Origin of the sequence: Sphingobium sp. B8D3B (genome assembly GCF_025961875.1) — a bacterium.
Classification (GTDB): Bacteria; Pseudomonadota; Alphaproteobacteria; order Sphingomonadales; family Sphingomonadaceae; genus Sphingobium.
In genome coordinates this window covers 1,313,568-1,338,479 of sequence record NZ_JAOQON010000001.1, presented here as the reverse complement: position 1 = coordinate 1,338,479, position 24,912 = coordinate 1,313,568, and the positions used below count along the sequence as shown (strand labels likewise).

Annotated in this window: 28 protein-coding genes; 15 read left to right on the top strand and 13 right to left on the bottom strand. The window is 65.0% G+C overall.

All coding sequences use genetic code 11. From position 1 onward, the window contains the following. Positions 1-26: 26 nt before the first annotated feature. The 7 genes from flhA to M2343_RS06215 form a co-directional block, all read right to left on the bottom strand. Positions 27-2,132 (bottom strand): flagellar biosynthesis protein FlhA, encoded by a 2,106-nt coding sequence (gene flhA / locus M2343_RS06245; protein WP_264575995.1) that lies wholly within the window; start codon positions 2,130-2,132, stop codon positions 27-29. A gap of 9 nt (positions 2,133-2,141) precedes the next feature. Next, entirely contained in the window at positions 2,142-2,975 is an 834-nt protein-coding gene (locus M2343_RS06240; RefSeq protein WP_264575994.1) for a transglycosylase SLT domain-containing protein, read from the bottom strand. A gap of 170 nt (positions 2,976-3,145) precedes the next feature. Further along, positions 3,146-3,454, bottom strand: coding sequence for a hypothetical protein (locus M2343_RS06235; RefSeq protein WP_181559394.1), 309 nt, complete (start codon positions 3,452-3,454; stop codon positions 3,146-3,148). Between the two features lie 11 nt (positions 3,455-3,465). After that, complete coding sequence (gene flgM, locus M2343_RS06230; protein WP_264570074.1) at positions 3,466-3,753, bottom strand: flagellar biosynthesis anti-sigma factor FlgM; 288 nt, start codon at positions 3,751-3,753, stop codon at positions 3,466-3,468. 53 nt (positions 3,754-3,806) lie between these two features. Next, on the bottom strand, positions 3,807-4,364 hold the full coding sequence (locus M2343_RS06225) for a flagella basal body P-ring formation protein FlgA (protein ID WP_413716042.1): 558 nt from the start codon (positions 4,362-4,364) through the stop codon (positions 3,807-3,809). A 64-nt stretch (positions 4,365-4,428) separates the two neighbouring features. Then, a complete protein-coding gene (locus M2343_RS06220) occupies positions 4,429-4,923 on the bottom strand; it encodes a flagellar motor protein MotB (RefSeq protein ID WP_264575993.1) in 495 nt (164 codons plus the stop codon). Beyond that, positions 4,923-5,606, bottom strand: a complete 684-nt coding sequence (locus M2343_RS06215) for a MotA/TolQ/ExbB proton channel family protein (protein ID WP_264575992.1) — start codon at positions 5,604-5,606, stop codon at positions 4,923-4,925. The genes M2343_RS06220 and M2343_RS06215 overlap by 1 nt, the downstream gene beginning before the upstream one ends. Positions 5,607-5,871: 265 nt before the next feature. Here M2343_RS06215 and flgB point away from each other — a divergent pair, with 265 nt between their 5' ends. From flgB to M2343_RS06150, 13 genes are all read left to right on the top strand, one after another. Next, the gene (gene flgB / locus M2343_RS06210) at positions 5,872-6,228 is read left to right on the top strand and encodes a flagellar basal body rod protein FlgB (RefSeq protein WP_264572610.1); all 357 of its coding nucleotides are present in this window, start codon (positions 5,872-5,874) and stop codon (positions 6,226-6,228) included. 14 nt (positions 6,229-6,242) lie between these two features. Then, positions 6,243-6,635, top strand: a complete 393-nt coding sequence (gene flgC / locus M2343_RS06205) for a flagellar basal body rod protein FlgC (RefSeq protein WP_264570078.1) — start codon at positions 6,243-6,245, stop codon at positions 6,633-6,635. After that, a complete protein-coding gene (locus tag M2343_RS06200) occupies positions 6,632-7,309 on the top strand; it encodes a flagellar hook assembly protein FlgD (protein WP_264575991.1) in 678 nt (225 codons plus the stop codon). The genes flgC and M2343_RS06200 overlap by 4 nt, the downstream gene beginning before the upstream one ends. Positions 7,310-7,337: 28 nt before the next feature. Next, complete coding sequence (locus M2343_RS06195) at positions 7,338-8,162, top strand: flagellar hook basal-body protein (RefSeq protein WP_264575990.1); 825 nt, start codon at positions 7,338-7,340, stop codon at positions 8,160-8,162. A gap of 32 nt (positions 8,163-8,194) precedes the next feature. Further along, positions 8,195-8,935 carry a flagellar basal body rod protein FlgF gene (locus M2343_RS06190; RefSeq protein ID WP_264575989.1) on the top strand — a complete coding sequence of 247 codons (741 nt, stop codon included), beginning with the start codon at positions 8,195-8,197 and terminating at the stop codon, positions 8,933-8,935. Positions 8,936-8,958: 23 nt separating this feature from the next. Further along, positions 8,959-9,747 carry a flagellar basal-body rod protein FlgG gene (gene flgG / locus M2343_RS06185; RefSeq protein WP_264575988.1) on the top strand — a complete coding sequence of 263 codons (789 nt, stop codon included), beginning with the start codon at positions 8,959-8,961 and terminating at the stop codon, positions 9,745-9,747. A gap of 2 nt (positions 9,748-9,749) precedes the next feature. After that, positions 9,750-10,457, top strand: coding sequence for a flagellar basal body L-ring protein FlgH (locus M2343_RS06180; protein ID WP_264575987.1), 708 nt, complete (start codon positions 9,750-9,752; stop codon positions 10,455-10,457). Positions 10,458-10,546: 89 nt separating this feature from the next. Then, complete coding sequence (locus M2343_RS06175; protein ID WP_264574865.1) at positions 10,547-11,605, top strand: flagellar basal body P-ring protein FlgI; 1,059 nt, start codon at positions 10,547-10,549, stop codon at positions 11,603-11,605. Continuing rightward, positions 11,602-11,931, top strand: a complete 330-nt coding sequence (locus M2343_RS06170; protein ID WP_264575986.1) for a rod-binding protein — start codon at positions 11,602-11,604, stop codon at positions 11,929-11,931. The genes M2343_RS06175 and M2343_RS06170 overlap by 4 nt, the downstream gene beginning before the upstream one ends. Next, on the top strand, positions 11,928-13,265 hold the full coding sequence (flgK, locus tag M2343_RS06165; RefSeq protein WP_264575985.1) for a flagellar hook-associated protein FlgK: 1,338 nt from the start codon (positions 11,928-11,930) through the stop codon (positions 13,263-13,265). Before M2343_RS06170 ends, flgK begins: the two co-directional genes overlap by 4 nt. Before the next feature lie 20 nt (positions 13,266-13,285). Further along, positions 13,286-14,119 (top strand): flagellin, encoded by an 834-nt coding sequence (locus tag M2343_RS06160; protein WP_181559412.1) that lies wholly within the window; start codon positions 13,286-13,288, stop codon positions 14,117-14,119. A 214-nt stretch (positions 14,120-14,333) separates the two neighbouring features. Then, entirely contained in the window at positions 14,334-15,197 is an 864-nt protein-coding gene (gene motA, locus M2343_RS06155) for a flagellar motor stator protein MotA (RefSeq protein ID WP_181559413.1), read from the top strand. Between the two features lie 10 nt (positions 15,198-15,207). Further along, entirely contained in the window at positions 15,208-16,356 is a 1,149-nt protein-coding gene (locus tag M2343_RS06150) for a flagellar motor protein MotB (RefSeq protein ID WP_264570085.1), read from the top strand. 171 nt (positions 16,357-16,527) lie between these two features. Here M2343_RS06150 and M2343_RS06145 read toward each other — a convergent pair whose 3' ends face one another. From M2343_RS06145 to M2343_RS06120, 6 genes are all read right to left on the bottom strand, one after another. Beyond that, positions 16,528-17,148 carry a PEPxxWA-CTERM sorting domain-containing protein gene (locus tag M2343_RS06145; protein WP_264575984.1) on the bottom strand — a complete coding sequence of 207 codons (621 nt, stop codon included), beginning with the start codon at positions 17,146-17,148 and terminating at the stop codon, positions 16,528-16,530. 266 nt (positions 17,149-17,414) lie between these two features. Then, the gene (locus M2343_RS06140) at positions 17,415-18,788 is read right to left on the bottom strand and encodes an ATP-binding protein (protein ID WP_264575983.1); all 1,374 of its coding nucleotides are present in this window, start codon (positions 18,786-18,788) and stop codon (positions 17,415-17,417) included. Continuing rightward, positions 18,785-19,504, bottom strand: a complete 720-nt coding sequence (locus M2343_RS06135) for a response regulator (RefSeq protein WP_264575982.1) — start codon at positions 19,502-19,504, stop codon at positions 18,785-18,787. The genes M2343_RS06140 and M2343_RS06135 overlap by 4 nt, the downstream gene beginning before the upstream one ends. A gap of 158 nt (positions 19,505-19,662) precedes the next feature. Beyond that, a complete protein-coding gene (locus M2343_RS06130; protein WP_264575981.1) occupies positions 19,663-20,262 on the bottom strand; it encodes an EF-hand domain-containing protein in 600 nt (199 codons plus the stop codon). A gap of 135 nt (positions 20,263-20,397) precedes the next feature. Then, positions 20,398-22,179 carry a diguanylate cyclase gene (locus M2343_RS06125; RefSeq protein ID WP_264575980.1) on the bottom strand — a complete coding sequence of 594 codons (1,782 nt, stop codon included), beginning with the start codon at positions 22,177-22,179 and terminating at the stop codon, positions 20,398-20,400. 77 nt (positions 22,180-22,256) lie between these two features. Then, on the bottom strand, positions 22,257-22,556 hold the full coding sequence (locus M2343_RS06120; protein ID WP_264570091.1) for a chorismate mutase: 300 nt from the start codon (positions 22,554-22,556) through the stop codon (positions 22,257-22,259). 177 nt (positions 22,557-22,733) lie between these two features. Here M2343_RS06120 and M2343_RS06115 point away from each other — a divergent pair, with 177 nt between their 5' ends. Next, entirely contained in the window at positions 22,734-23,747 is a 1,014-nt protein-coding gene (locus M2343_RS06115; RefSeq protein WP_264575979.1) for a polyprenyl synthetase family protein, read from the top strand. Between the two features lie 513 nt (positions 23,748-24,260). Continuing rightward, on the top strand, positions 24,261-24,851 hold the full coding sequence (locus M2343_RS06110) for an FxDxF family PEP-CTERM protein (protein WP_264570093.1): 591 nt from the start codon (positions 24,261-24,263) through the stop codon (positions 24,849-24,851). The last annotated feature ends 61 nt before the right edge of the window (positions 24,852-24,912 follow it).

The following is a 24,912-nucleotide window of genomic DNA, read 5'->3' as shown; positions in this document are numbered from 1 at the left end:
TGTGCGGATTATGCTGCGCAACATCGTCATGCCGCCTGCAGCCGCTCGACCTGGTGGATGCGTGTCTCGTTGCCGACCACCGCCACGACTTCCACGGCCTTGCCATCCGGGATTTCCAGGAAGGAGAGCACCGGAACGTCGGGTAGATGCGGGCGGAACAGGCGGGATAGGGCGCGGCGCGCCACCGGCGAGGTCACGATCGCAAAGCTGCGGGCCTGCGCCATGAGCGGACGGGCCGCCTCGCTCACCTGTTCGATCAGGCGCTGGGCCAGCGCCGGCTCGATGGGGTGGTGTGCATCGGCGCCGACGCGCATCGCCTGAGCGAGCAGGCCCTCAAGTTCACCATCCAGCGTGAGCACTGGCAGCGGCGCCTTCACCGGTACGATGCTCTGGATGATGAGCGAGCCGATGCGCTGGCGGACCGCTTCGATGAGCGCGTCGGTGGACATGTCCCCGCGCGCAACGATCACCATGGCTTCGGCGATACGGCGGAAGTCCTTGAGCGGAATGCCCTCGATGAGCAGCCCGCGGCACAGCGCTGCGATCTGCGCGAGGCTCAGCGGATTGGGCGTGAGGCCATCGACAAGTTGCGGCGTGACTTCGCGCAGCGTGTCCAGCAGCTTCTTGGCCTCGTCCATGCCGAACAGCTCAGCGGCGTTCTGCAGGATGAGATGATTGATATGCGTGGCGATCACCGTCGAGGGGTCCACCACGGTATAGCCGGAGACGACCGCTTCGCTGCGCCGCTCCATCGGAATCCACACCGCGTCCAGCCCGAAGGTCGGGTCCTGCGCGGCGCGACCCTCGATCCGCTGGGTGATGTCGCCGCTGTCGAGCGCCAGCAGGCTATCGGGGAAAATCTCGTCCTCGCCAACCACCACACCGGCGATGGTGATGCGATACTGGTTCGGGCCGAGCGCGAGATTGTCCTTCACCCGGATCATCGGCACCACAAAGCCCAGTTCGCGCGAGAGCTGGCGGCGAATGCCGGTGATCCGGCCGATCAGCGGCGCCTCCTTGCGCTCGTCGACCAGCGAGATCAGGCCATAGCCGATCTCCAGGCCGAGCGCGGCGCCGTCGGAAACGTCGCTCCACTCGATGTGGGCAGGATTTTCGACCACCGCCGGTTCCGCCGGTGCCTCGCTGCGGGCCTTGGCGGCCTTGCGCAGCTTCCACGCGATGAACCAGGCGAGGCCGGCAGCAGGCAGGATGATGAGGTGCGGCATGCCCGGCACGATGCCGAGCACGGTGAGAATACCCGCAACCGGAACCCAGGCGCGGCTGTGGCCGAACTGGCTGGAGATCTGGCCGGAGAGGTCATGCTCGGACGTGACACGGGTCACGATCGCGGCTGCGGCAATGGAGAGCAGCAGCGCCGGCACCTGCGCCACGAGCGCGTCGCCGATGGCCAGCAGGATGTAGGTCTGCGCGGCTTGCCCGATGGAGAGATCATGGCTGACCAGACCCAGGGTGATGCCGCCGAGGATATTGATGACGAGGATCAGTACACCGGCGACGGCGTCGCCCTTCACGAACTTGGAGGCACCGTCCATCGAGCCGTAAAAGTCGGCTTCCGTCGCGACCTCCTGCCGGCGGACCTTGGCCTGCTCTGCGGTCAGCAGACCGGCGTTGAGATCGGCATCGATGGCCATCTGCTTGCCGGGCAAGGCGTCGAGGGTGAAGCGGGCGGAGACTTCCGACACGCGGCCCGCGCCCTTGGTGATAACCACCAGGTTGATGATCATCAGGATCGCGAACACGAAAATGCCGACGACATAGTCGCCGCCGATCATGAAATTGCCGAATGCCTCGATCACATGGCCGGCCGCGTCCGATCCATTGTGCCCATTGACCAGCACGATGCGCGTCGAGGCGACGTTGAGCGCGAGGCGCAGCAGCGTGGCGAGCAGCAGCACGGTCGGAAAGCTGGAGAAATCGAGCGGCTTGGCGGCGTTCAGCGCGATCATGAGCACCGCAAGGCTGATCATGATGTTGCCGACGAAGCCGATATCCAGCAGCAGCACCGGCACCGGCACCACCATGAACATGACGAGCAGCAGGATAGCGAAGGGCAGGGCTGCCCCGCGCGCCGAGTTCTTCCAGATGCTGCCGTTGATGTCGTTGCGCGTCATGGCTGGCGATTACCTTCCGAGGGTGGCGAGCATGAGGTAAGCGAGCCGTGCGGTTTCAGCGCGCGGCGCGAATTCGGGATAGGGCTGCTTTTCGCTGAGCGTCTGGTTCATGGTCAGCCGCTCCTGCGCGATGCGGACATAGTCGGCGGGCATCACGGTCTGCGTGCCGTCCATCGCTATATCGCTTGCCGCACTGCCGGCGGCCTGGCCGCCCGCCGCCAGCTTCTGCGCGAAGCTCGCGCGGATGTCCGTCAGGCTGCGGGCATTGCCCTGCCGGTCGAAGAACACCGAGGCATTGGCCCGCGCGGCGGCGGGAAACAGAGCGGCGCCGGAGGCGTCGGGCGCCTGCGCCATGGTCGTGAGGAATTTCGCTGCGCCACCTGCACCGAGGAAATGGGCGAGGTAGAGATCGACCGCCTCGGCCGGTCGGCCGATCCGCTCTTCAAGATAGGCGCGATTGTCGGTGGCCAGCTCGGCCGCCATGATCGAGGCCGTCTCGGGATGATTGCGCAGATCGAGGATTTGCTGACGCAGGGCTGGGTCCGAAACCACGTACCGCCCGGTCGCCGTGCGCTCGATGGCGTTGGACGCCCAGTCCATGCCATATTTCGCGCCATGGTCGTTGACGATGGAGAGCCAGCTCTGGTCGATAAACTGGTAGAGGCCGGTCGCACTGGAGGTGCGCGCGCGCGCCGTCGGGTTCAGCGCGCTTTCCACATGCGCCTGGCTCATCAGATAATTGAAATCCACACCGGTGCGACTGCTGGCCTTGGCAATGGCCTGCGTCACCCTGGCGGCATTGCTGCTCTGGGCCGAGTTGGTGGTCAGTCCATTTACGGACATGGCGACTTATGATCTCCCGTTGGTACCGGGGATCAAAAAGCAAGATGCGTGCCAGAACTGGTTAACGTCGGATCGGGATTTTTGGGGCGATCACGACGCGCGGCGACAGGCCCACAGGGCGCACTGGGCTTGGTCGGAAAGTCCGAATATCCGGGGGCGAGGCCGAAGCCTCAGCCGGCGCGCTGGTACAGCGGCTGCGGCACGTCCAGATCGCGATCGGCGATCGCGCCGTGCATCTGCGTGGTCATATCGCCGAGCAGGCAGGCGAGCATCCGCGAAGAATCCAGCTCCTCGATCAGGTCGCTAAACCGCGCCTTGATCGCAGGATCACGCTCCCAGGTCTCGATGGATTTGATCGCATCGAGCGATATGCGGAACAGGTCCATTGCCGTTTCGATGGCCTGCGGGTCGGCGCTTTGCATGGCGACCCGGAGCGAACCGGTCGCGGCCGCGAAATTCTCGATGATGGACAGGTTCATTTGGGGCACGTTCAGGCGCGCAGATGAGGAAGATCGAGGTCGATCATGCGATCGGCGATCTTGTCGGCATCGACCGGATATTGGCCCGAAGCAATGGCCTGCTTGACGCGGTTGATCCGGTCCATGTCCACCGGGGCGCCCTGCGCGGCCATGCGCGCGGCGGGGGTGGCTGCCGATTCCGCCGCTTTCGCGGGCGCGGGCTCGGCGCTGACTGGCGCAGCGGAGCGGGCTTGTGCAGCGTCGCGCAGCTTGGCTGCCTCTACTGCGGCGCTCGTCGCCTGGCCAACAGACTTGATCATTCCAACGTCCTTTCTGTCCAATCCGTACTATAAACGGATCAGTTCAGGAAAATTTAAATGCCGGGAACACGAACAACACCCGTCCGCTCGACACGGGCCATCACAGGTGTGGCGCGCGGTTCTTCGCGCACGCGGATCAGCGCACCGGGCGCACCGTCTTCATCCGCGATCATCATGCGGGAAATGCTGAAGCTCTCATTGCCCGCGACCAGCTGAACCGGGTCGCCCTTCTTGACGACCGGCACACTGCTCGCGGCCTCGGCAAAGCGGCCGTTTTGCTGAGGATTGCCGGCCTGCCGGTTAACCAGCAGCGGCACGCGGATGCGCCAGCCGAGGCTGGGGCAGGCGACCGTGGCGGCATTCATCTGCGGGGTTTCGACCGTCGGCGTCTGCGGGCAGGGGGCCAGTTTCAGGCGGCGATCGATGGGCGCCAGTGGGCCGCCCGGCTGGCCGAGATTGGCGCCGAGGCTGGCTGCAACCAGGCTATCCAGCCGGTCCAGATTCTCGAAACTCTGCGCCTTTGCCGGCGCGTGGATGCTGGTAAGCGCGATCGCGCCGAGCAGCAGGGCTGCGATGAGGGCAGCGCGCTTGGGGAAGGTCAGGCGTTCAATCGTCACGTCACTTGCTCCGATGCATGGTCGGAACAAACACAGCAAGGTCCGTGCCAGACGCATGTTACCGGTCGGTTTCGGCCAGTTCGGTGATCCTGATCGTCTGCTTGCCGGGTGCGCTGTCATCAGCGCGTTCGGCGAGGCCTGCGATCCGCAGGCGCTTTCCCGGCACTCCGGCGGCGACCAGGGTTCGGGCGACGGCGCCGAGGCGCGCTGCCGCCAGATCCCAGGCGTCGAAGCGATGATCGCCGGAGTCGAGGCCAATCGACTGAATTCGCACGATCTTGTTCTCGTGCATGATGGGTTCTGCCGCTTTCAGCAGAGCGGCGCGACCGGCAGGGTTGAGCAGAGCCTCGCCAGGCTCGAACAGCTCTTGCGCGACGAGATCGGCCTGGCGCGGCGCCTCGAACGCGCCGAAATAGCTGCCAATCCCGGCCAGCGCCGTCTCACGCGTGGTCTGGTTGGATTGCAGCAGGGCGAAGAAGGCGAGCAGCAGCAGGCACAGGTCCGCGAAGCTCAGCGCCCAGCGCGCGCGGCTCTGGCGCGGCTGCGCAGACATCAGGCGACCTCGCGAATGCTGGCACGCTGGAACGGATTGGCTTCCCGACGGGCGATGTCGATCATCCGGTCGGCCATGGCCTGCTGCCAGCCAATCTCCCCCTCGGATAGTGCGGACAGGCGGTTGGCGATGGGCCCGGCAATGGCGTTGGCGAGGATCAGGCCGTGCAGCGTCGTCATCAGCGCCAGCGCCATGAAGGGGCCGATGGCCGCCGGGTCGCTCATCTGCGCAAACATGCCGATCAGGCCGATAATCGTGCCGGCCATACCGACGGCCGGCGCGGCATCGGCCAGCGCATTCCAGAAGGCGATGACCCTCCCGTGACGGGCACCGCGATCATGGATCGCCTGATGGACCCAGAGCGCGAAATGCTCGGCGTCCGCGGCATTGGCGAGGGTGGTGAGGGTCTGGTTGACGAAGGGGTGAGTGCTTTCCAGCCGGTCGGCGCGGGCCAGGCCCTTGAGCTGCGCGACAGCCTCGACCTTAAACAGCAGCGCGCGGGCATTGTCGCGTTCATCATCCGGGCGCGCGGTCAGCAGCGGGCGCAGAGAGGAGAGCGCGCGAAAACCCGTGCCGAAGCCGACCTGGGCCAGTGCGATCATGATCGCGCCGCCCAGCACCATCAGCAGGGGCAGCGGCGCGAAGACGTGGCCGAGAATATCCAACCCCAGAACATCCGACATGGTCCCGCTCATCCCCCGATGCTGCCGGGCGCACGTGCGCACCGGCAAAACTCTGCCGCCAACCGGCAAAACATTGCCACCCTTGCCGCCCGCCTGCGCAAAAGGCGCGGAAATCCTCATGTCCGCGCGGCCTCAGCCGGCGGCAATTTGGTTTGGCACGGCATTTGCAATCCATACCCGTGGGCATGGGTCGTGCCGGAACCGGACCAGTTTCAACCGGTCAGAACGGATGCGGCCCACGGACTTTTAGGGAAGGCACGAAAAAATGTCGTTCGACGACGCATTGTTCGGCATCCATGGCAAGGCACTGGCGCTGCGCTCGCAGCGGCTGGAGCTGCTTGCCTCCAATATCGCGAACGCCTCGACCCCCGGGTACAAGGCGCGCGACATCGATTTCGAGAAGGCGCTCGCCAGCGCCACCAGCCAGCAGGGCTCGGTGACCGGCGCGCTGGAAACGGCGATGGGCTATCGCGTGCCGCTGCAGGCGAGCAGCGATGGCAACACCGTCGAGATGTCGACCGAGCAGACGCTCTTCGCGGAGAATGCGGTGAAGTACCGCACCACGCTCTCCTTCCTCGAGGGCCGGCTCAACACCATCACGCGCGCGCTGCGGGGAGAATGAGCATGGATAAGCCCATGAACGTTTTCGACATCGCCGGGCGCGCCATGTCCGCGCAGCTCGTGCGCCTCAACGCCACCGCGTCCAACCTCGCCAATGCCGGCTCGGTCACGGGCAGCGAGGACAAGGCCTATCGCGCGATCCGCCCGGTCTTCTCCACCGTGGTCGAGAAGCCCGGCGTCGCCACGGTCAAGGTCGATAACGTCGTGACTTCGGACACGCCCGCGACCAAGCGTCACGAGCCCGGCCATCCGCTGGCCGATGCCAATGGCGATGTATGGGAAGCCGGTGTCGATACCAGTGCCGAACTCGTCGAAATGGTCGAGAGCGCGCGCATGTACCAGAACAATGTGCAGGTCCTTCAGACGGCCAAATCCCTCATCCTCGAAACAATCAGGCTCGGCAAATGACAGCAGTGACGACGACCAGCAGTCCCTGGGCGGTGGATAGCAACACGGCGTTCACCAACCGGAACCTTGCCGAGACGAGCGCGAAGTCCAACGCCTCGATCGACATGAACGGCTTCCTGCGCCTGCTCACCACGCAGATGCAGCATCAGGACCCGTTCCAGCCGATGGACAACAATCAGATGGTCACGCAGATGGCGCAGATGTCGTCGCTGGCCTCGCAGTCGCAATCGACATCCCTGCTCAGCCAGATCGCGGACTCCGTCTCTGGCGCGCGCCTCTCCGATGCCGCAGGCTGGATCGGCAAGTCGATGCTGGTCGAGAGCAACATTGCCACGCCCGACCGCACCGGCGCTTATGCCGGCGAGATCGCGCTGGGCGCCGACGCCTCGAACGTATCGATCGATCTGGTCGATGCCAGCGGCAAGGTCGTCCAGAGCTTCGATCTCGGCGCCCAATCCAAGGGCAATGTGCCGTTCTTCTGGGACGGCCGGGACGATGCCGGCAATGTGATTGGCGGGCAGGCGCTGCAGGTCAAGGTGCGCGGCGCGACGCCGGCCGGCATCGCGACCTGGGCCAGCATCGCCGCCGTCCAGTCCCCCGCGAGTGGCGGAAACGCCCAGCTCATGACCGCCCTCGGCAATTTCTCGCCCGAAGACGCGCTGCGTCTCGGCTGATCCCTGAACTTCACAAGGAGCATCGACCATGTCCTTCTACATTTCGCTTTCCGGCCTCAAGGGCGCCCAGACCGACCTCGGTGTCGTCGCCAACAACGTCGCCAACGTCTCCTCGCTCGCCTTCAAGAAGAGCAAGGCAACCTTCGGCGACATCTATGCGAGCGGCGGCGTCGGCGCGGGCGGCAATGGCGTCCGTCTCGTCGATGTGAAACAGCAGTTCACGCAGGGCACGCTGGAGACGACCGACAAGACGCTGGATCTGGCCGTCACCGGCGAAGGCTTCTTCACCGTCAAGAGCGCCTCGCCCGACCAGACGATCAGCTATACCCGCGCCGGCGCCTTCACGATGGACAAGAACCGCTTCATTGTGGATTCCACTGGCGCCCGTCTGCAGGTCCTGCCGACTGCTGCGACCGGCGATGGCACGCCGACCAGCACGGCGGCCGGCGATCTCTCCGATCTGGAAATCCCCAGCGCCCATCCGGACGATGCCAGCATTCCGCTCACCGCCATCGCGATCTCGGCTACGGGCGTCGTCAGCGCGACCTTCGGCGATGGCTCGGTGCGCAACCTCGGCGTGGTCGCCATGGCCTCGTTCCCCGCGCAGGAAGAGCTGCGGCAGATGGGCGACTCGCACTGGATTTCCTCCGGCGACAGCGGCGAGGCGAGCTACAGCGCCGGCAATAGCGGCATGGTCGGCGCGGTCCGCTCGGGCACGCTGGAGCGCTCGAACGTGGACATCACCGAGGAGCTGGTCGCGCTGATCTCCGCGCAGCGCAACTTCCAGGCGAATTCCAAGGCGATCGAGACCGCCACCGCCATGACCCAGACTATCATCAACATGCGGACCTGATCGCGAAGATCGACCGGACCCGGAGCTGAATCATGGATCGTCTCACCACCATTGCCCGCACCGCGATGCGCGGCACGATGGCTCGCCAGGCGGCGGTCGCGAGCAATCTCGCGAACGTCAACACCAGCGGCTTTCGCGCCGAGATCGCGAACGCCTCGACCCGCTGGGTCGGCGGCGGCGCGTTCCAGAGCCGCGCGGAGCAGGTGGGGCAGGTCATCGCGGCGGACATGAAGGCCGGCACGGCGGTGCAGACCGGCAATACGCTCGACATCGCGGTGGATGGTGACGCCCTCATCGCGGTGCAGGCCAATGACGGGTCGGAAGCCTATACAAGGCGCGGCGATCTCAAGCTGAACGAGAGCGGCCTGCTGACCACGGGCGATGGCTATCCGGTGCTGGGGGAGGGTGGCCCGATCACCCTGCCGCCCGCCGACAGCGTCAACATCGCCAAGGATGGCAGCATCTGGATCGTCCCGCAGGGCGGCCAGATCGATCAGCCGCAGCAGGTCGATGTCATCAAGCTGGTGAACGCCAAGGGGTCGACGATCGCCAAGTCCACGGACACGCTGTTCCGCGAAGTGAATGGCGGCGCCTTGCCGCAAGACCCGATGGCGACCGTGACCAGCGGCGCCCTCGAAGGCTCGAACGTGAATGCCACCACGGCGCTTGTCCAGATGATCGAGGCGAGCCGCGCGTGGGAAAATCAGATCAAGATGATCGACACCGCCAAGGAGATCGACTCCGGCGGCGCGAGCCTCATGCGGCTCGACTGACGGATAGATAGGGGACCAGACCAATGACCAGCAGCGCACTTCATGTCGCCCGCACCGGCCTTGACGCACAGGACGTCAAGATGCGCGTCATCGCCAACAACCTGGCGAACGTGAACACGGTCGGCTTCAAGCGCGACCGCGCCAATTTCGAGACGCTGGCCTATCAGCAGGTGATTGCGGCGGGCACGCAGGCAGACAGCCAGAACCGCCTCGCCATCGGCCTCAACCTCGGCACCGGCGTGCAGCTCACCGGCACCGAGCGGATCGATACCCAAGGCACGATGAACACCACCGGCAACACCTATGATCTCGCGATCGAGGGGGCCGGCTTCTTCCAGCTCCAGCAGCCCGACGGCACGATCGCCTATACCCGGGCCGGCAATTTCAAGACCAATGCGGAAGGCCTGCTGGTCTCGCCGGATGGCCTGCCGCTGGTGCCGCAGATCCAGCTTCCCGAGGGCGTGAGTGCCGTCACCATCGGCAACGACGGGACCGTCTCGGCGACCGTCGCCGGGCAGCAAGAACCGGTCGAGCTGGGCGCGATCGAAACCGCGCGGTTCGTCAATCCCGCTGGCCTTCAGGCTGTCGGTGGCAACCTGCTGCTGGAGACGGCGGCCTCCGGCGCGCCTCAGGTCGGCGCTGCGGGCCTCGAAGGTCGCGGCACCATCCGCCAGGGCGCGCTCGAACAATCGAACGTCAACACCGTCGAGGAGCTGGTCACGATGATCGAGACCCAGCGCGCCTATGAGATCGCCTCCAAGATGATCAAGGCGACCGACGAGATGCTCCAGTACGTCAATCAGCAGCTTTGAGCATGATCATGCAGTATCGCCGTTCCGCCATCCTGATCCTCGCCGTCACGGCGACCAGCCTCGCCGCACCGGCCTCTGCCGGTCTGTTCGGCAAGAAGCAGGAGCCGCTCGAAAACCCGGCCTATCAGGTCACCTATCCGGGCGATGCTGGCAGCGCCGTGCCGGTGCGGCCCAATGGCGGCATCTTTCAGGCCTCGGCCGGCTATTCCGCGCTGACCAATGGCGCGCGGGCCGCGAGCGTGGGCGATGTCATCACCATCCTCCTCGTCGAGCGGACGCAGGCGAGCAAGAGCACCAGCGCGAACACCAATCGCGCCGGCAGCATCGGCCTCACACCGCCCAGCACCGGGCCGTTCAGCAAGCTGTTCAGCGGTAGCGACATCGCCTCGGGCGGCACGCAAGGCTTCACCGGCAAGGGCGATGCTGCGCAGTCCAACGCGCTCTCGGGCGAAATCACCGTCACCATCGCGCGGGTCTATCCCAATGGCACGATGCTGGTGCGCGGGCAGAAGGCCCTCACGCTCAATCGTGGTGACGAATATGTCCAGATCTCCGGCCTTGTCCGGCAAGCGGACATCGGGCCCGACAACCGCATTCTCTCGACGCGCGTCGCCGATGCGCGGATCACCTACACCGGCAAGGGAGAAATCGCCCGCGCCAGCCGTCAGGGCTGGCTGCAGCGCTTCTTCTCCATGATCAGCCCGTTCTGATGGAGCTTTCAGCCATGATCAGGCCTTATCCCTCCTTGCTCCGTCGGCTGGTCGTCTCCCTCGCCCTGCTGGCGTTCGGGCTCTGCCTCATGATCGCCACCTCGGCCCATGCCCAGCGCATCAAGGACATCGGCACCTTCGAGGGGCTGCGGTCCAACCAGCTTGTCGGCTATGGCGTTGTTGTTGGCCTCGCCGGCACGGGCGATGACAGCCTCGATTATGCGACGCAGGGCGTGAAGGGCGTGATCTCGCGCTTCGGCCTCACTTTGCCGCCGGGCGTCAACCCCTCGCTGAAGAACGCCGCAGCCGTGCTCGTGACGGCGGAATTGCCTGCCTTCGCCAAGCCCGGCCAGCGGCTGGACGTGACCGTCTCCGCGCTCGGCAAGGCCAAATCTCTGCGCGGCGGCACGCTGGTGCTGACCCCGATGCGCGGCGCCGATGGTGAGATCTACGCTATGGCGCAGGGCAACATGGCCGTCGGCGGCTTCGGCGTCTCCGGCGCCGATGGCTCGCAGCTTTCCGTGAACGTGCCCTCGGCCGGCCGCATCCCCTCGGGGGCCTCTGTCGAGCGCGCCGTGGCCACCGGGTTCGAGACCAGCCCGACGATCAATTTCAACCTCGCGGAGGCGGACGTGACGACCGCGCTGCGAGTGGCCGACGCGATCAACCTCGCGTTCGGCGATCAGCGCGCCCGTGCCGTGGATGGCGTTTCCATCGCCATCGATGCGCCGCCGGGTGCCGAGAGCCGCGTCATGATGATGGGCCTCATCGAGAACATCCAGGTCAAGCCCGCCGATCCGCCGGCCAAGGTGATCGTCAACGCGCGCAGCGGCACGGTGGTCATCAACGGCAATGTGCAGATCACCCCGGCCGCGGTGAGCCATGGCAAGCTGACCGTGACCGTGACCGAAGCGCCGCGCATCGTGCAGCCTGCGCCGCTCTCGCGCGGGGTGACGGCGGTGGAGGAATCCAGCCAGCTCTCCGCCCATGAGGAAAAGAATCCGATGTTCCTGTTTAAAGGTGGCGCGTCTCTGGCCGATATAGTCAAGGCGGTGAATGCCGTGGGTGCCTCCCCCTCGGACCTTCTCGAGATACTGAGCGCGCTCAAGCAGGCCGGCGCCATGCGGGCGGAGCTGGAGGTGATATGACGCAGCTCTTAGGGATCGGCTCCGGTCAGGCGGCCTTCGCCGCCGCCATGCAGGGCGCGCAGGCGCAGGCCACGGCTCCGACTTCGCTAAAAGCCAGCGACGATCACGCCGCATTGCAGAAGGCCGCCAAGGCGTTCGAGGCCGTGTTCACGCGCCAGCTCCTCTCCTCCATGCGGCAGGCGAGCCTGGGCGAAGAGATTGGCGGCGGCAGCGGGCTCGACCAGTTCCGCGAGATGCAGGACGCGCATATGGCCGAGGGGCTCGCCACCAAGGGCGGCCTCGGCATTGCCGAACTGATCCTCCAGCAGCTTGACCATAAACCGTGAGCAGCGATCTTCTCCAGATCGGCGCTTCCGGCACGCGCGCCTATCAGGCGGCGATGGGAGCAATTGCCGACAATATCGCCAACGCGGAGACGCCCGGCTACAGCCGCCGGACGATTGCGCTCAGCGAGTCCGCCGCCGGCAATTCGCCGATGCTGCTCTACAAATCGAGCGCCTCTTTCTACGGCGTGCAGATCGGCGGCGTGGTGCGCGCATCCGACCAATATCTGGAAGCGGCAGCGCGTCAGACGACCAATGCGCTGGGCAGCGTCAATCAGCGCGCCCGCTGGATGTCGGACATCCAGACCGCCCTCAACGATGGCGAACTGGGCGTTGGCCAGCGTTTCACCGGCATGTTCGCAGCAGTGGAACGGCTTGCGTCCAACCCCACAGACACGACGCTGCAGGCGGACGTGCTGTTCTCCTTCGAGCAGATCAATGCAGCGTTTCAGCAGAGCCACAATGATCTGGTCTCGATCCGCAGTTCGATCGGCAACACGGCCACCAATGAGGTGGATTCGCTCAACGATGCGTTGCGCCAGCTCGGCAATGCCAATGAGGGCCTGCGCCGCGTGCCTGAGGGGACGGCCAGCCATGCCAGCCTGCTGGATTCGCGCGACCAGGCCCTGAGCGAGATTGCCGAGCGGCTGAACGTGACGGTGACCTTCGGCGCCAATGGCGTCGCGAACATCAGTTACGGCAGCGACATGCTGGTCGAGAATAATCAGGTGAAGACGCTGACGGTCAGTCAGGCCGCCGATGGCATTTTGAGCTTCGGGCTGGCGGACGGCACGGCGATTGCCACCCCGACAGGCGGCGCGCTGGGCGGCATCGCCACCAGTGCCGGCGTCGTGCGGGACAGGATCGACGCGCTGAACAACCTCGCGAGCCGCTATGTGAGCGAAATGAATGATTGGCACACCAGCGGCTATTCATCCCCCGGTGTCGCCGGCCAGACACTGCTGAGCATGGGGGCGGATGCCAGCTCGCTCTCGGTGCTGGTCAGTTCGCCCGCTCTGGTCGCGCGGTTCTCCGCCGATGGCACGGCGAACGGCAATCTGCTGGCCATGACCGCCCTGCGCGGCAGCGGGTCCATCGAGGATGAATGGACCGGCATCATTGCGACCCATGGCAGCATCGCCAACAGCACGACCAAAGAGCAGACCGCGGCCGAGAGCCGCAACACCATGGCGCAGCAGGCGCGCGCCGATGTGGCCGGCATCAATCTCGACCGGGAAGCGGCCGAATTGATCCGGCTGCAGCAGGCCTACCAGGCATCGTCCCGCGTGATCCAGGTCGCGCGGGAAATGTTCCAGACACTGATTTCCGCATTCTGACGCAATAAGGGCAATCCATCATGGTTTTCATCACCACGCAGTCCATCACTGCCGAGATTACCCGCCAGCAGCGGCTCGCTGCGGATATTGCGGGGGAACAGACCAAGATTTCGACGACCAAGAAGATCAACCAGCCCTCGGACAATCCGCATGACTGGGTGCAGATCTCGCAGGTGGGGCGGCGCCAGTCGATCAACGCGGCGTGGAAAGGCAATCTGACGTTCGCCGAATCCCGCGCGACGCAGGCGAGCACCAACCTCAACGAGGTCAACAATCTCATGACGCGCGTGACCGAGCTGATCGTCACGTCCACCTCGACGGCCGACGGATCGACCGGGCGCGAGGCGGTGGCCAAGGAACTGGAAGGCATTCGCGCGACGATCAACGATCTCCTCAATCAGACCGATTATCAGGGCACGCCGGTCTTCGATCATCCCAGCGCCGTGCTGATTCCGCTTGGCGCGGGGCTGAACGTGGAAGCCGTGCCGACCCGCGCGAGCATCATGGAGAATGCGGTGGGCAGCCGGTCGATCGATCAGGTGATCTCCGACATCATCAATGTGGTGCGCACCGGCACGGAGGCAGACCGCTCCGCTGCCCTGCAGGATGCCCGCACCGCGCTCGATCATGTCATTGTCGCCCAGTCCGTGCAGGGCGTTCGCTCGCAGCGGCTGGAAGACATTGGTGGCCGGCTCACCAATTCCGACCTGGCGCTGACTGAGCGCCGCTCAGCGCTGGAAGATACGGACATCACCGAGACCAGCGTGAAGCTGCAAAGCAAATTGCTGACGCTGGAAGCCGCTCAACTGGCGTTTGCGCGGATCAATCAGAAGTCGCTATTCGATCTTTTCTGATCCGGTTCGAAGAGAGGCAAATCTGGCGGTCCGCAGGCTTTTGGCTGCGGGCCGTTTTTCTTGTTCGCGCCGGCCGTAATTTCGAAAAATCGTAATCGTCATCTTTCGCTAACCCTGTCGCTAAACCCTGTTTCAGCAGAGCCGTTCTAGGAAGGGATGAAGGGACCAAAAGCAGCTGTGCGCGGTCCCGTTTTATGAACATGCGGGGATCAGAATGTTCGCTGGTATCGGTCTTGTCGTTCTGCTGGTCATGGTCTTCGGGGGCTTCATGCTCACCGGTGGCGCCATTGGTCCGGTGCTTCATGCGCTTCCGCACGAAATGCTCATCATCGGCGGCGCCGCGGCAGGCGCGCTGATCATCGGCAACAGCGGCGCGGATTTGAAGGCGCTGGCCGGCGGCGTGATGACCGTCTTCAAAGGCCCCAAGTTCAAGAAGCAGGATTATCTCGACTGCATCTTCCTCGTCAGCAAGCTGATGAAGACGCTGCGGGTCGAAGGCCCCGTCGCGCTCGAACCGCATATCGAAGACCCCAAATCCTCCGCGATCTTCGCCGAATATCCCCGGCTGATGGCGGACAGCGCGCTCATCCACCTCATCTGCGATACGTTGCGGCTGGTGGTCGTCTCATCCGGCACGCTCGATCCGCACGCGGTCGAGGATGTGATGGATAATGCGCTCAAGACCCATCACCATGAGGCGGTTCGTCCTGCCGACAATCTCCAGGGTCTGGCGGACGCGCTACCGGCGCTCGGCATCGTCGCCGCCGTGCTCGGCGTGGTCAAGACCATGGGCTCGATCGACAAGCCGCCGGAAATCCTGGGCGGCATGATCGGCTCGGCGCTCGTCGGTACCTTCCTCGGCGTGTTGCTGGCTTATGGCATGGTCGGCCCGTTCGCCAGCCGCGCCAAGCAGGTGATCGAGGCGGATGGCGCCATGTATCATGTCGTCAAGCAGATCATCATCGCCTCGCTCCACGGCCACCCGCAGCCGCTGGTCATCGAGGCCGCGCGATCCAACCTCATCCACGCGAACCAGCCGGCCTTTGCCGAAGTGTTCGACGGCATGCGCGGGCGTTGAGGGCTAAGCCATGGCATCGGCCGCAAAGAAACCGGTGAACGAGCCTGAACCAAGGCCAATCATCGTCAAGAAAATCATCGATGGCGGCCATGGCGGCCATCATGGCGGCGCCTGGAAGGTTGCCTATGCCGACTTCGTGACGGCGATGATGGCCTTCTTCCTGCTCATGTGGCTGCTCGGCGCGACAACGGAGAAGCAGCGCAAGGGGCTGGCCGACTATTTCACGCCTACACTCGTCCAGATGAAGATGGATAGCGCCGGCTCCAGTGGCCTGTTCGGCGGCGACAGCCTCGTCAGCAAAGAAAATTATCCGACCACGGGCGGGCAGGGCAATCTCGCCATCACCATCCCGCGCGATGCCACGGGCACCAAGGATGTCGGCGGCGAGGATCTTAAGAACCAGGATCGCCAGAAGTTCGAGAAGCTCAAGCAGGAGCTGGAGCAGAAGCTGGAGCGCACCGAAGCGCTGCGCAAGCTGCGCAAGCATGTGCGCTTTACCGAGACGCTGGAGGGCCTGCGCATCGATCTGGTGGATGAAGCCGATTTCGCGATGTTCGCCATCGGCACGGACAGGCTTGTGCCGGAAGCCCGCGCGTTGCTCTCGCAGGTCGCCGAGGCGGTGTCCGAAGTGCCGAACGATGTGATCGTGCGCGGTCACACCGATGCGCTGCCTTATGCCGCCGGGCGCAACATGAATAACTGGCTGCTTTCGTCGTCCCGCGCCGAAGCCACTCGCGCCGTGCTCGCACAGGGCGGCATCGGAGCGGATCGCTTCGCGCGCATCGAAGGCGTGGCGGATCGCGAGCCGTTCGTCGCGGACAACCGCTACGATCCGCGCAACCGGCGCATGTCGGTGATCCTGGCGTGGAGCAAGGACTCTCCCGCCGGGGGGGCGGTCGCCAATGCCGCAGGCGCGCAGCCCGCGGCGCCGGCTCCCAAAAGCCCCGAGCAGGCCAGGATCGACCGCCGCATCCTCGTGCGCGACCAGCGTGTCGCCATGGCGGAATCCGAAGTGCGCAAGCTGGACCTCGGCCGAACCGCGCTGCCCCAAGGCGCGACGGTGATCAATGCGGACTCGATTCCCAAGCGCAGTTCCAACACCCCGCCGGGCAAGACCGATCTTACAGCCCGCACGACGGGGCTGATGGACCAGCATTGATGAGGTGAGGGTGCGCTTCACGCCACACGGTTCCGCCCGGTTTGCGATCATGGGTAGAGTGGGACGCGACCGATCGGCAGATCGGTCAAACAAAAAGGGCGCCGGGGACGGCGCCCTTTCAAACAGCTATCCGAAGCGCGGGGAAACCGCTGTGCAGCTTCCCCGGCGGGATCAGGCGAACTGCACTTTGGCACTCTTACGGCGCATCGCTGCCCCTGCCAAACCAAGGCCGGCAATCATCATCGCCCAGGTCGCGGGTTCAGGCACGGGTGCCTGGCTGACGCCTTCCACGCGGAACTGACGCGTGCTCGTGACGCCGGGATTGAACGTGAAAGCAAGGCTGGTGATGCCCGTGCCGCTCAGCGTGAACTGGTTGTTGCCATTGCCAATCGTGCAGATGTTGCACGCGGGGCTCGAGAACAGCGCCGAGCCATTGACCAGCAGGTTGAACGTCCCGGTGTCGCCGGCGAAATTGAACGTCACATTGTCCCAGCCCTTGGCGAAGAGGACGCTCAGATCTTCAAGCAGCGGATCGCCATTGATGGTGGCTTCTCCGTTGCCGGTGATGCTCATCGAGCCCGTGCTCGTGCTGAACGTGACACCCGATCCGTCCTGATTGACATAACCGTTCAAGGTCGAGCCAGACTGCGAACCGGACGAATGAACGCCGGTCTGCGCGCCAAACGTACCGGTGGTGAGCGTGAACCCGCTGACCACGACGGCTGCATTGGCAGGCAGAGCCGCAAATGAGGTTCCGCATGCCAGCAGCGCCACTGTCAAAAACTTACCCATGGAAATGCCCTCTGCATCTCGCAAACCGACAATACCCCAAGCCGATTTGCCTCCCACGACTCAAACGTCGCTGATGCAAACATACCGCTCCTCGGAGGCCGTTTCCATTTTGTTAACTTTGGCTTCCCTGTTGCATCCTGTTCTGGGACATGTTCCCAGCAGGCAGGAATCTGCGCCCAGGGCAGGGGCGTCAGGCAGTCGTCGACCACCATTTGTCGGTCACTCGTGTGTCCGAGGTCGACGCATAAACGAACGAGAGCGGGTCTTCACGCCAGCGGAAAGCTCAGCTCCGCCACTAGCCCACCCTCAGGCCGATTGCGCAGTTCCAGTCGGCCCGATTCCGCCGACGCGACCGCGCGAACGATGGCCAGGCCAAGGCCGGTGCCGCCGGTGTCGCGGCTGCGCGACGCTTCCATGCGGGTAAAGGGCTGCAGCATGTCCTCGATGCGGTCCTCCGGGATGCCGGGGCCTTCATCGGCGACGCAAAGCGTGGCGCGTTGGCCTTCGATCCGGAGCGAGACGTGCGCGCGTGCGCCATATTTGACGGCGTTCTCGATCAGGTTGGTGAGCGCACGGCGGACGGCGCGGGGATGGACGTTGACGATGGCGCGCGGCATCTCGCTGCGCTCCACCGGCACGCCCATATCCTCGAAATCGTCGATGGTCGCATCGGCCAGCGCCGCCAGGTCCATGCGCTGTGGCGGCTCACGGTCGCGGCCGACACGCGCCAGCGAGAGGATGTCGTCGAGCATCTTCTGCATGTCTTCGATGGTCGCGACCATGCGCTCGCGATCCGCCCCCTCGGCGACCGATTCTACGCGCACCCGCAGCGCCGTCAGCGGCGTGCGCAGATCATGGCCGATGGCGCCGAGCATATGGTCCTTCTCTTCCAGCATGGAGCGGATGCGGTCCTGCATGGCATTGAAGGACGCGGCGAGGCGTCGCAAATCCTCAGGGCCGGACTCGATGACTGGGGCGGCGCCCTCCGGCGTGCCGACCCGGGCGGTGGCCTGGGTGAGCGCGTGGAGCGGGCGGGCGAGGCGTCGGGTGAACCAGACGAGCGGCATCAGCACGATGCCATAGAGGAACAGCGACTGCATCACGATCTGACGCAGGATTGGCTGGGCCACCGGTGCGGCGCGGGTGTAGACGGTGATCCAGCGGTCGGGCCGGAGTTGCACACTCAGTTGCACCTGCAGCCGTGGCGCGCGCCGGTTGGGCGGCTGGAGAAGATCGCGCGCCCGCTCGCGCCCGTCCGCGCCGGGCCGGGCTTCCGCAATGGCGACCCGAACCGCGAGCGGCACCAGCCCGGCCGAGCGAAACAGCTCGTTGGCACGCACGGCCACACGCGGCGAGTCGGCGCCTTCGCGGCGGGGCGGCGCGCCGGTGACGACGATGCCGCGGGCCGCCCGCGCGCGATGCCAAGGGGAGGGTGCGTCTCGCTGATCGAGCGCCTCAAGGATGCGGATGACGCCCGGGGCGGCGGCAATCGTCACCCACTGATTGCGCTGCATCATGTAATAGAAGCTGAACCCGATGAGCTGCACGGCAAACAAGGAGGCGGCCACGACCAGGATCGTCTGCCCCGCCAGCGTTCTCGGCCGCAGCCAGCCGGTGAAGGTGCGCAGGCTGAGGGTCATTCGCGCGCCACATCGGCAGCGAACATGTAGCCGCCGCCCCACACGGTCTTGATGAGTGTCGGCGAGCGGGCGTCATCTTCCAGCTTGCGACGCAGGCGGCTGATCTGGTTGTCGATGGAGCGGTCGAAGGCGTGAGCCTCCCGGCCTTGTGTCAGGTCGAGCAGCTGGTCGCGGCTGAGCACCTGGCGCGGATGCGTGACGAAGGCATGGAGCAGCCGGTAATCGGCCGTGCTGAGCGGGATGGCGACTTCGTCCGGGCCGGTCAGCGTCCAGTCGTCGGCGCTGAGCGTCCAGCCCTCGAAGCGATAGAGGGATGCGCTTGCCTGCGGTTCGCGGGCGGTGCCGTTGCCGGCGCGGCGCAGGATTGTCTTGATCCGCGCCACAAGCTCACGCGGCGAGAAGGGCTTGAGCACATAATCGTCCGCGCCCATTTCCAGCCCGACGATGCGGTCGGTCTCTTCGGTGCGGGCGGTGAGCAGGATCACGGGCAATTCGCCCTGTTCGCGGATCGAGCGGCAAAGGCTGAGGCCATCCTCACCCGGCATCATGATATCCAGCACCACCAGTTCGATGGCGCTGCCGGCGAGGATCTTGCGCGCGTCGGCCGCGTTCCCTGCATCGGAGACGCGAAAGCCGGCGCGCTGGAGATATTGCCCCAGCGGCTCGCGAATGGCCGCTTCATCGTCGACGAGGAGGAGATGGGGCCGTGCGGACATCAAAGCGCTTTCGCAAAATCGGTGGGATGCAATTCTCTGCCCTGCTTGGGTCTTGAGGTCCATCCCTCAGCCGCCTGAAAGGGGCAGGCGACCGAGGGAAAGTGGGATGGCCGATCCGGCGGCATGGGGAGTTGTCTCCGCCGGATCGGCCAAGGGGCTCAGCGCACCGGGGGCATTGGCGCGGGCCGTTGGTCGGTATTGCGGCGCTCCATCATGGCTTTCCGGCCGGCCTGCCGTTCCTCGGGCGAAATCTTGCCGTCACGGTTGGTGTCCATTCGGTCAAAGCCAGCAAGGCCTGCCTGGATGAAGGTGGCGCGGGGGATCGGCTTGTCACGATAGGCAGCAAGCTCGCCTCCCATCATCATCATGCCGCCGCCCATGCCGGGGCCGCCATGGCCACGCCGTTTGCCTTCATGGCCGCGTCGCTGATGGCCGCCGGCCATCGCACCAGCTTCCGTAAATTCGGCTTTCGAGATTGAGCCGTCCTTATTGGCGTCGAGGCGGGCGAACATCGCATCGCGCATCGTGTCGCGATCCTGCGCCTGATGGGCCTTGCGCTCCTCAACCGAGAGCACGCCGTCCCGATTGGTGTCGGCGGCATCGAACATGGTCGCGAGGCGCTTTTCAAGAGACGCGCGATCCATCGGGGGACGGGCTTCGCCGCGTTGCGGCGGCTGCGGTGCCGATTGAGCGATTGCCATGGTCCCGATGGACAGCAGGCCGACGCTGGAGAGCGCGATTGCGGTGAGACGTTTCATAGACTTGAATTCCTGGTCTGCCGGCGCCGGGGGGTAGCGCCATGACCATGATATAGCGGGGACTTGTCGCGAGACTTTGTCGCGGGCAGACGCAAATGTCACAAAATGTCGCCAGTTCGCGGCCGACCTTGCGGATCAGGCAGCGACCACCCGATTGCGACCGCCGCGCTTGGCCTGGTAGAGCGCGATGTCCGCCTCATGGATGAAATCCTCGGCACTTTGTCCCTGCCGGTAGCGCACGACGCCGCAGCTGATCGCAGCCCGCAGGCTGTTGCCCGAGGGCAGGGCAATGGGCTCGCTGCTGACCGCGGAGACGATCCGGCCGCAGATTTCCTGCACACGATCCCAATTCGAGGTGGCGAGGAGCACCACAAACTCGTCGCCACCCATGCGCCCGACCGCGTCGCTCGCCCGGACCTGGCTCGAGATGCGACATGCGATTTCCCGCAGCACGGTATCCCCCATCTGGTGCCCACTATTGTCGTTGATCAGCTTGAACCGGTCGATGTCGATCACGGCCAGGCTGAGGGTGCCCGGTGTCGCCTTCACCAGCGCCTGCTCCAGCCGCTGATGGAAGCCGGCGCGGTTGAGAAGACCGGTGAGGCTGTCCGTCGTGGCGGTGCGGGAGAGCCACAGCTCCTGCTTCTTGCGCTGCGTGATGTCCTGCACGGTCGCGATCGTCCCGATGCACCGGCCGCTTTCGTCGAAATGGGCGCGGAATGTGGCTTCCATCCAGGCGTCCCGCAGCTTGAGGGTACGGAACTCGGCGATCTGGCTGGTGCTCACATCCTCAAGCGCAGCGCTATGCGCGCGGGTCAGGTCATACTGGCCTTCCTCCGAAATGTCGGAGAGCCCTGCACCGACAAGCGCATCGAACGGGCGGTCGAGCAGCAGTTCGCGCGTGCCCACGACCCGTGTGCAGACGCCTTCGAGGTTGAAGGCCAGCAGCAGCACCGGAGAGGCTGAGGCGAGCAGGTTCAGCGACTGTTCGTTCTGACGCATTCGCTCGATCGTCGCCTGGCGGCTGGCGAGCATGGCCGAGATCGGCACCTGCACGACGATGAGCAGGGCGATGAACATCTGGATGCCGTAGAGGTGATGGGCCGCATGATGGCTGTGCATCACCGGCGGGCCATAGCCGCCCATCATCGCTGCGCCGCCGATGACGGTGACGATGGCGAGGGCGATCTTCGTCGCCATCCACCCGCTGCGCAGTAGAACGAGCAGCATGGGCGGAACGACGAGCAGCAGATGCGATGATTCCGTCGAGAAGAAGGCGACGCCAGCCGCGCCGGCGGTGAGGGCGAGCAGCGCCGCGACTTCCAGCCTGCGTTGCCGGGTCTGGCTGGCGAGGCTGCGCTTCATCTCGCCGTTGAACATGGCAAGGAAGACCGGCGTGAAGATCAACAGGCCCAGAGCATCCGCCAGGAACCAGCGCGCATAGGCTTCGCTGAGCGGATGGGCATTGTTGGCCCAGGCGCCGAGCCCGCCGAGAAAAGCGCCGCAAGCCGGGCCGACCAGCCCGGCCCAGATCAGGACATGAGGGAGAGCCTCCGGGTCCGAAAAGGCGTGGGCGCCATTCCTGTGCAGCTTGAGACCGGCCGCCGCGACGGTGATTTCCAGCCCATTGGCGAGGCCGTAGACCATAGCCGTCTGGAGGTTATTGCCAGCCGGCAGGCCAGACAGCACGTTGGCGACCATGCCCGCCATGATGAGGGCAGGGGCCTGCCGCGCGGGCCGGGCGAGCACGAGCGCCAGCAGAAAGGCGTTGGCGATCCAGACGGGCGCGACCATGCCATTCGTGGTCTTGAGCGATATGGTCGCGTAGGAAATCACGAAATAGCCCAGGCCCGCCAGTACCGGCAGGCCGGCATGGCGGATGAAGGCGTAAAGGATTTGGCGCTGGCTTTGCCCCATGGCCCATCATGGCCCGGCGCAGGTTGTTACCTGGTTAACGCAGCGGGAACAATCTGGCGACGTTACCCTCGGGCGCCTCAGGCGCCAGCGGCATCAGCCTCGTCGGCGCGCATCTGCTCGTGATGCCGGATCACTTCATCGATGATGAAGCGCAGGAACTTCTCGGTGAAATCCGGGTCGAGATTGGCGTCGACTGCCAATGTGCGCAGGCGGGCGATCTGCCGGGCTTCGCGGTCCGGGTCAGCGGGGGGCAGGGCGGACTGAGCCTTGTGCTCACCGACCGCCTTGGTGATCTTGAAGCGCTCTGCCAGCATGAAGACCAGCGCTGCGTCGATATTGTCGATGCTTTCGCGGTAGCGCCTGAGCGTTTCGTCCATTCCGGGTCGTCTCCCTGAGCCTCTGGGGCATTGTTCCTGTGGCCTGATCTCGCTGGGGCGAACCAGGCTGATGAGGGGCCGGGCAGCGCCCGCAACGGCGCATCACTTGCCGCTCCGGGCGCACAAGGCAAGCCAATTTGCTTGCCAAAGCGCGGTCATCTGGTCAGAGCACCGCGCATGAGCGCCACGATCCACCACCTGCCCCGCCAGGGCGCGCCATCCCTCCAGCCGATGCTGAGCCTCGTTGCGGAGGATATGAACCGCGTCAACGAAGTCATCCTCGCGCGAATGCAATCGCGCATTCCCTTGATCCCGGAGCTGGCCGGGCATCTCATCGCCGGCGGTGGCAAGCGGCTGCGGCCCATGCTCACGCTCGCCTGTGCGCGGCTGCTCGATTATGCGGGCACGCGGCATCACAAGCTGGCCGCAACAGTGGAGTTCATCCACACCGCAACGCTGCTGCACGACGATGTCGTGGATGGCAGCGCCATGCGCCGCGGCAAGCAGACTGCGAACATGATCTGGGGCAACAACGCCTCGGTTCTCGTCGGCGATTTCCTGTTCAGCCGCTCCTTCGAGCTGATGGTTGAGGATGGCAGCCTCAAGGTTCTCAAGATCCTCTCCAACGCATCTGCGGTGATCGCCGAGGGGGAGGTCAATCAGCTGACCGCCCAGCGTCGGGTCGAGACCGACGAGGACCAGTATCTCGACATCATCGGCGCCAAGACCGCAGCCCTTTTCGCAGCGGCCTGCCGCATCGCCGCCGTCGTCGCTGAGCGCCCGGAGGCGGAGGAGCTGGCGCTCGACGCCTATGGTCGCAATCTCGGCATTGCCTTCCAGCTCGTCGACGATGCGATCGACTATGTCTCGGACGGCGCGACGATGGGCAAGGACACCGGCGATGACTTCCGCGATGGCAAGATCACGCTGCCGGTGATCCTGGCTTATGCGCGCGGCAGTGAGGCGGATCGCAAATTCTGGAAAGAAGCGATGTCCGGCCTCCATGGCGACAATGCCGATCTCGCCCATGCCCAGCATTTGCTGCGCGAAACCGGCGCGATCGACGACACCATGGCGCGGGCGCGCCATTATGGCCAGCGCGCCATCGACGCCATCGGCATGTACGGCAAGGGTGCCGCCAAGTCTGCGCTGGTCGAAGCCGTCGAATTCGCCATCGCGCGGGCTTACTGATCCCGCTTTCCGGCAGGCGCCCGCGCCTCCCACGTTGTACCGACACCCATAGCGAGATGACGCGCCGCGCTGCCCGATTGGGTGGGGCGGCCGCCTCGCCTAGCCGGTCTCGAATCGGGGCTTGTCGGTGCGGCAGGCCGCCACATCCCCTCTTCTCGCCAGTCCCTTCCCGTCCATTTTCGGGACACGGGGTATATCGGCCACGACCCAAATAATTTTGCACTGCGCGGGAACGGTGGTGCGTTGCGATGAAGCGACCGCACCGTCCGCCATAGCGTGGTAAATCTGCGGTTAACGGTTGGGAACTTCGGGAACCCGGCAAATTGGTTGGCCGGATTAAGTATCTGAAATACAGCAATAAAATATGAGGAATTCGTTGATAATCCGTTAACCGATCAGTATTTCTCTGCTCGAGCGGTCGCCTCATTATCTACTCGGAATGTTCGCCTTTCAGGCGGTGTGGGAGAAGCATGATGAGCCAGCTCAAAAACCGAACAAACAAAGGAGCTATCCATGAGGAAACTGGTATCTTTGGCCGCGCTGGCCACTGCAGCAGCATTTGCGCCGAGTGCGGCCAACGCCGCCACCTGCGTTGCCATGAACTGCACGTTCACGCCTGGCGATGACGAGTTCACCACGTCTGGCGACACCATCCCCCCCATCACCGAAGCCGTTTCGGCCACCATCGGCCGCACCGACATTGGTTCGGGCATCTTCACCGACATTTACCGCTTCATCGTTGACGTTGATGGCGTCGGCAGCGGCGGCATCATCACGACGCTGTCGGGCCTGTCGACCAACATCGACCTGCTGACGGTCACGATCAACGGCAAGGACGTCCCGATCTTCGGTCAGGGCACCGACGTTGAATCGGCTGGCATTTCGGGCTTCCCGATCATGGCCGGCATGCTGAACGAGCTGGTGATCAGCGGCACGTCCGCCGGTCTGGGCTCCTACGGCGGCAACCTGACCTTCACGCCGTCGCCGGTGAGCGCGCCGGTTCCGGAGCCGGCCACCTGGGCACTGATGCTGCTCGGCTTCGGCAGCCTTGGCTACACGATGCGCCGCGCACGTCGCACCAGCGCACGGGTCCAGTTCGCCTGATCATTCTGGCCGTCTCCCACGGGACGGCCTCGATAAAGAATGGGGATCAACGGGTGCAGCC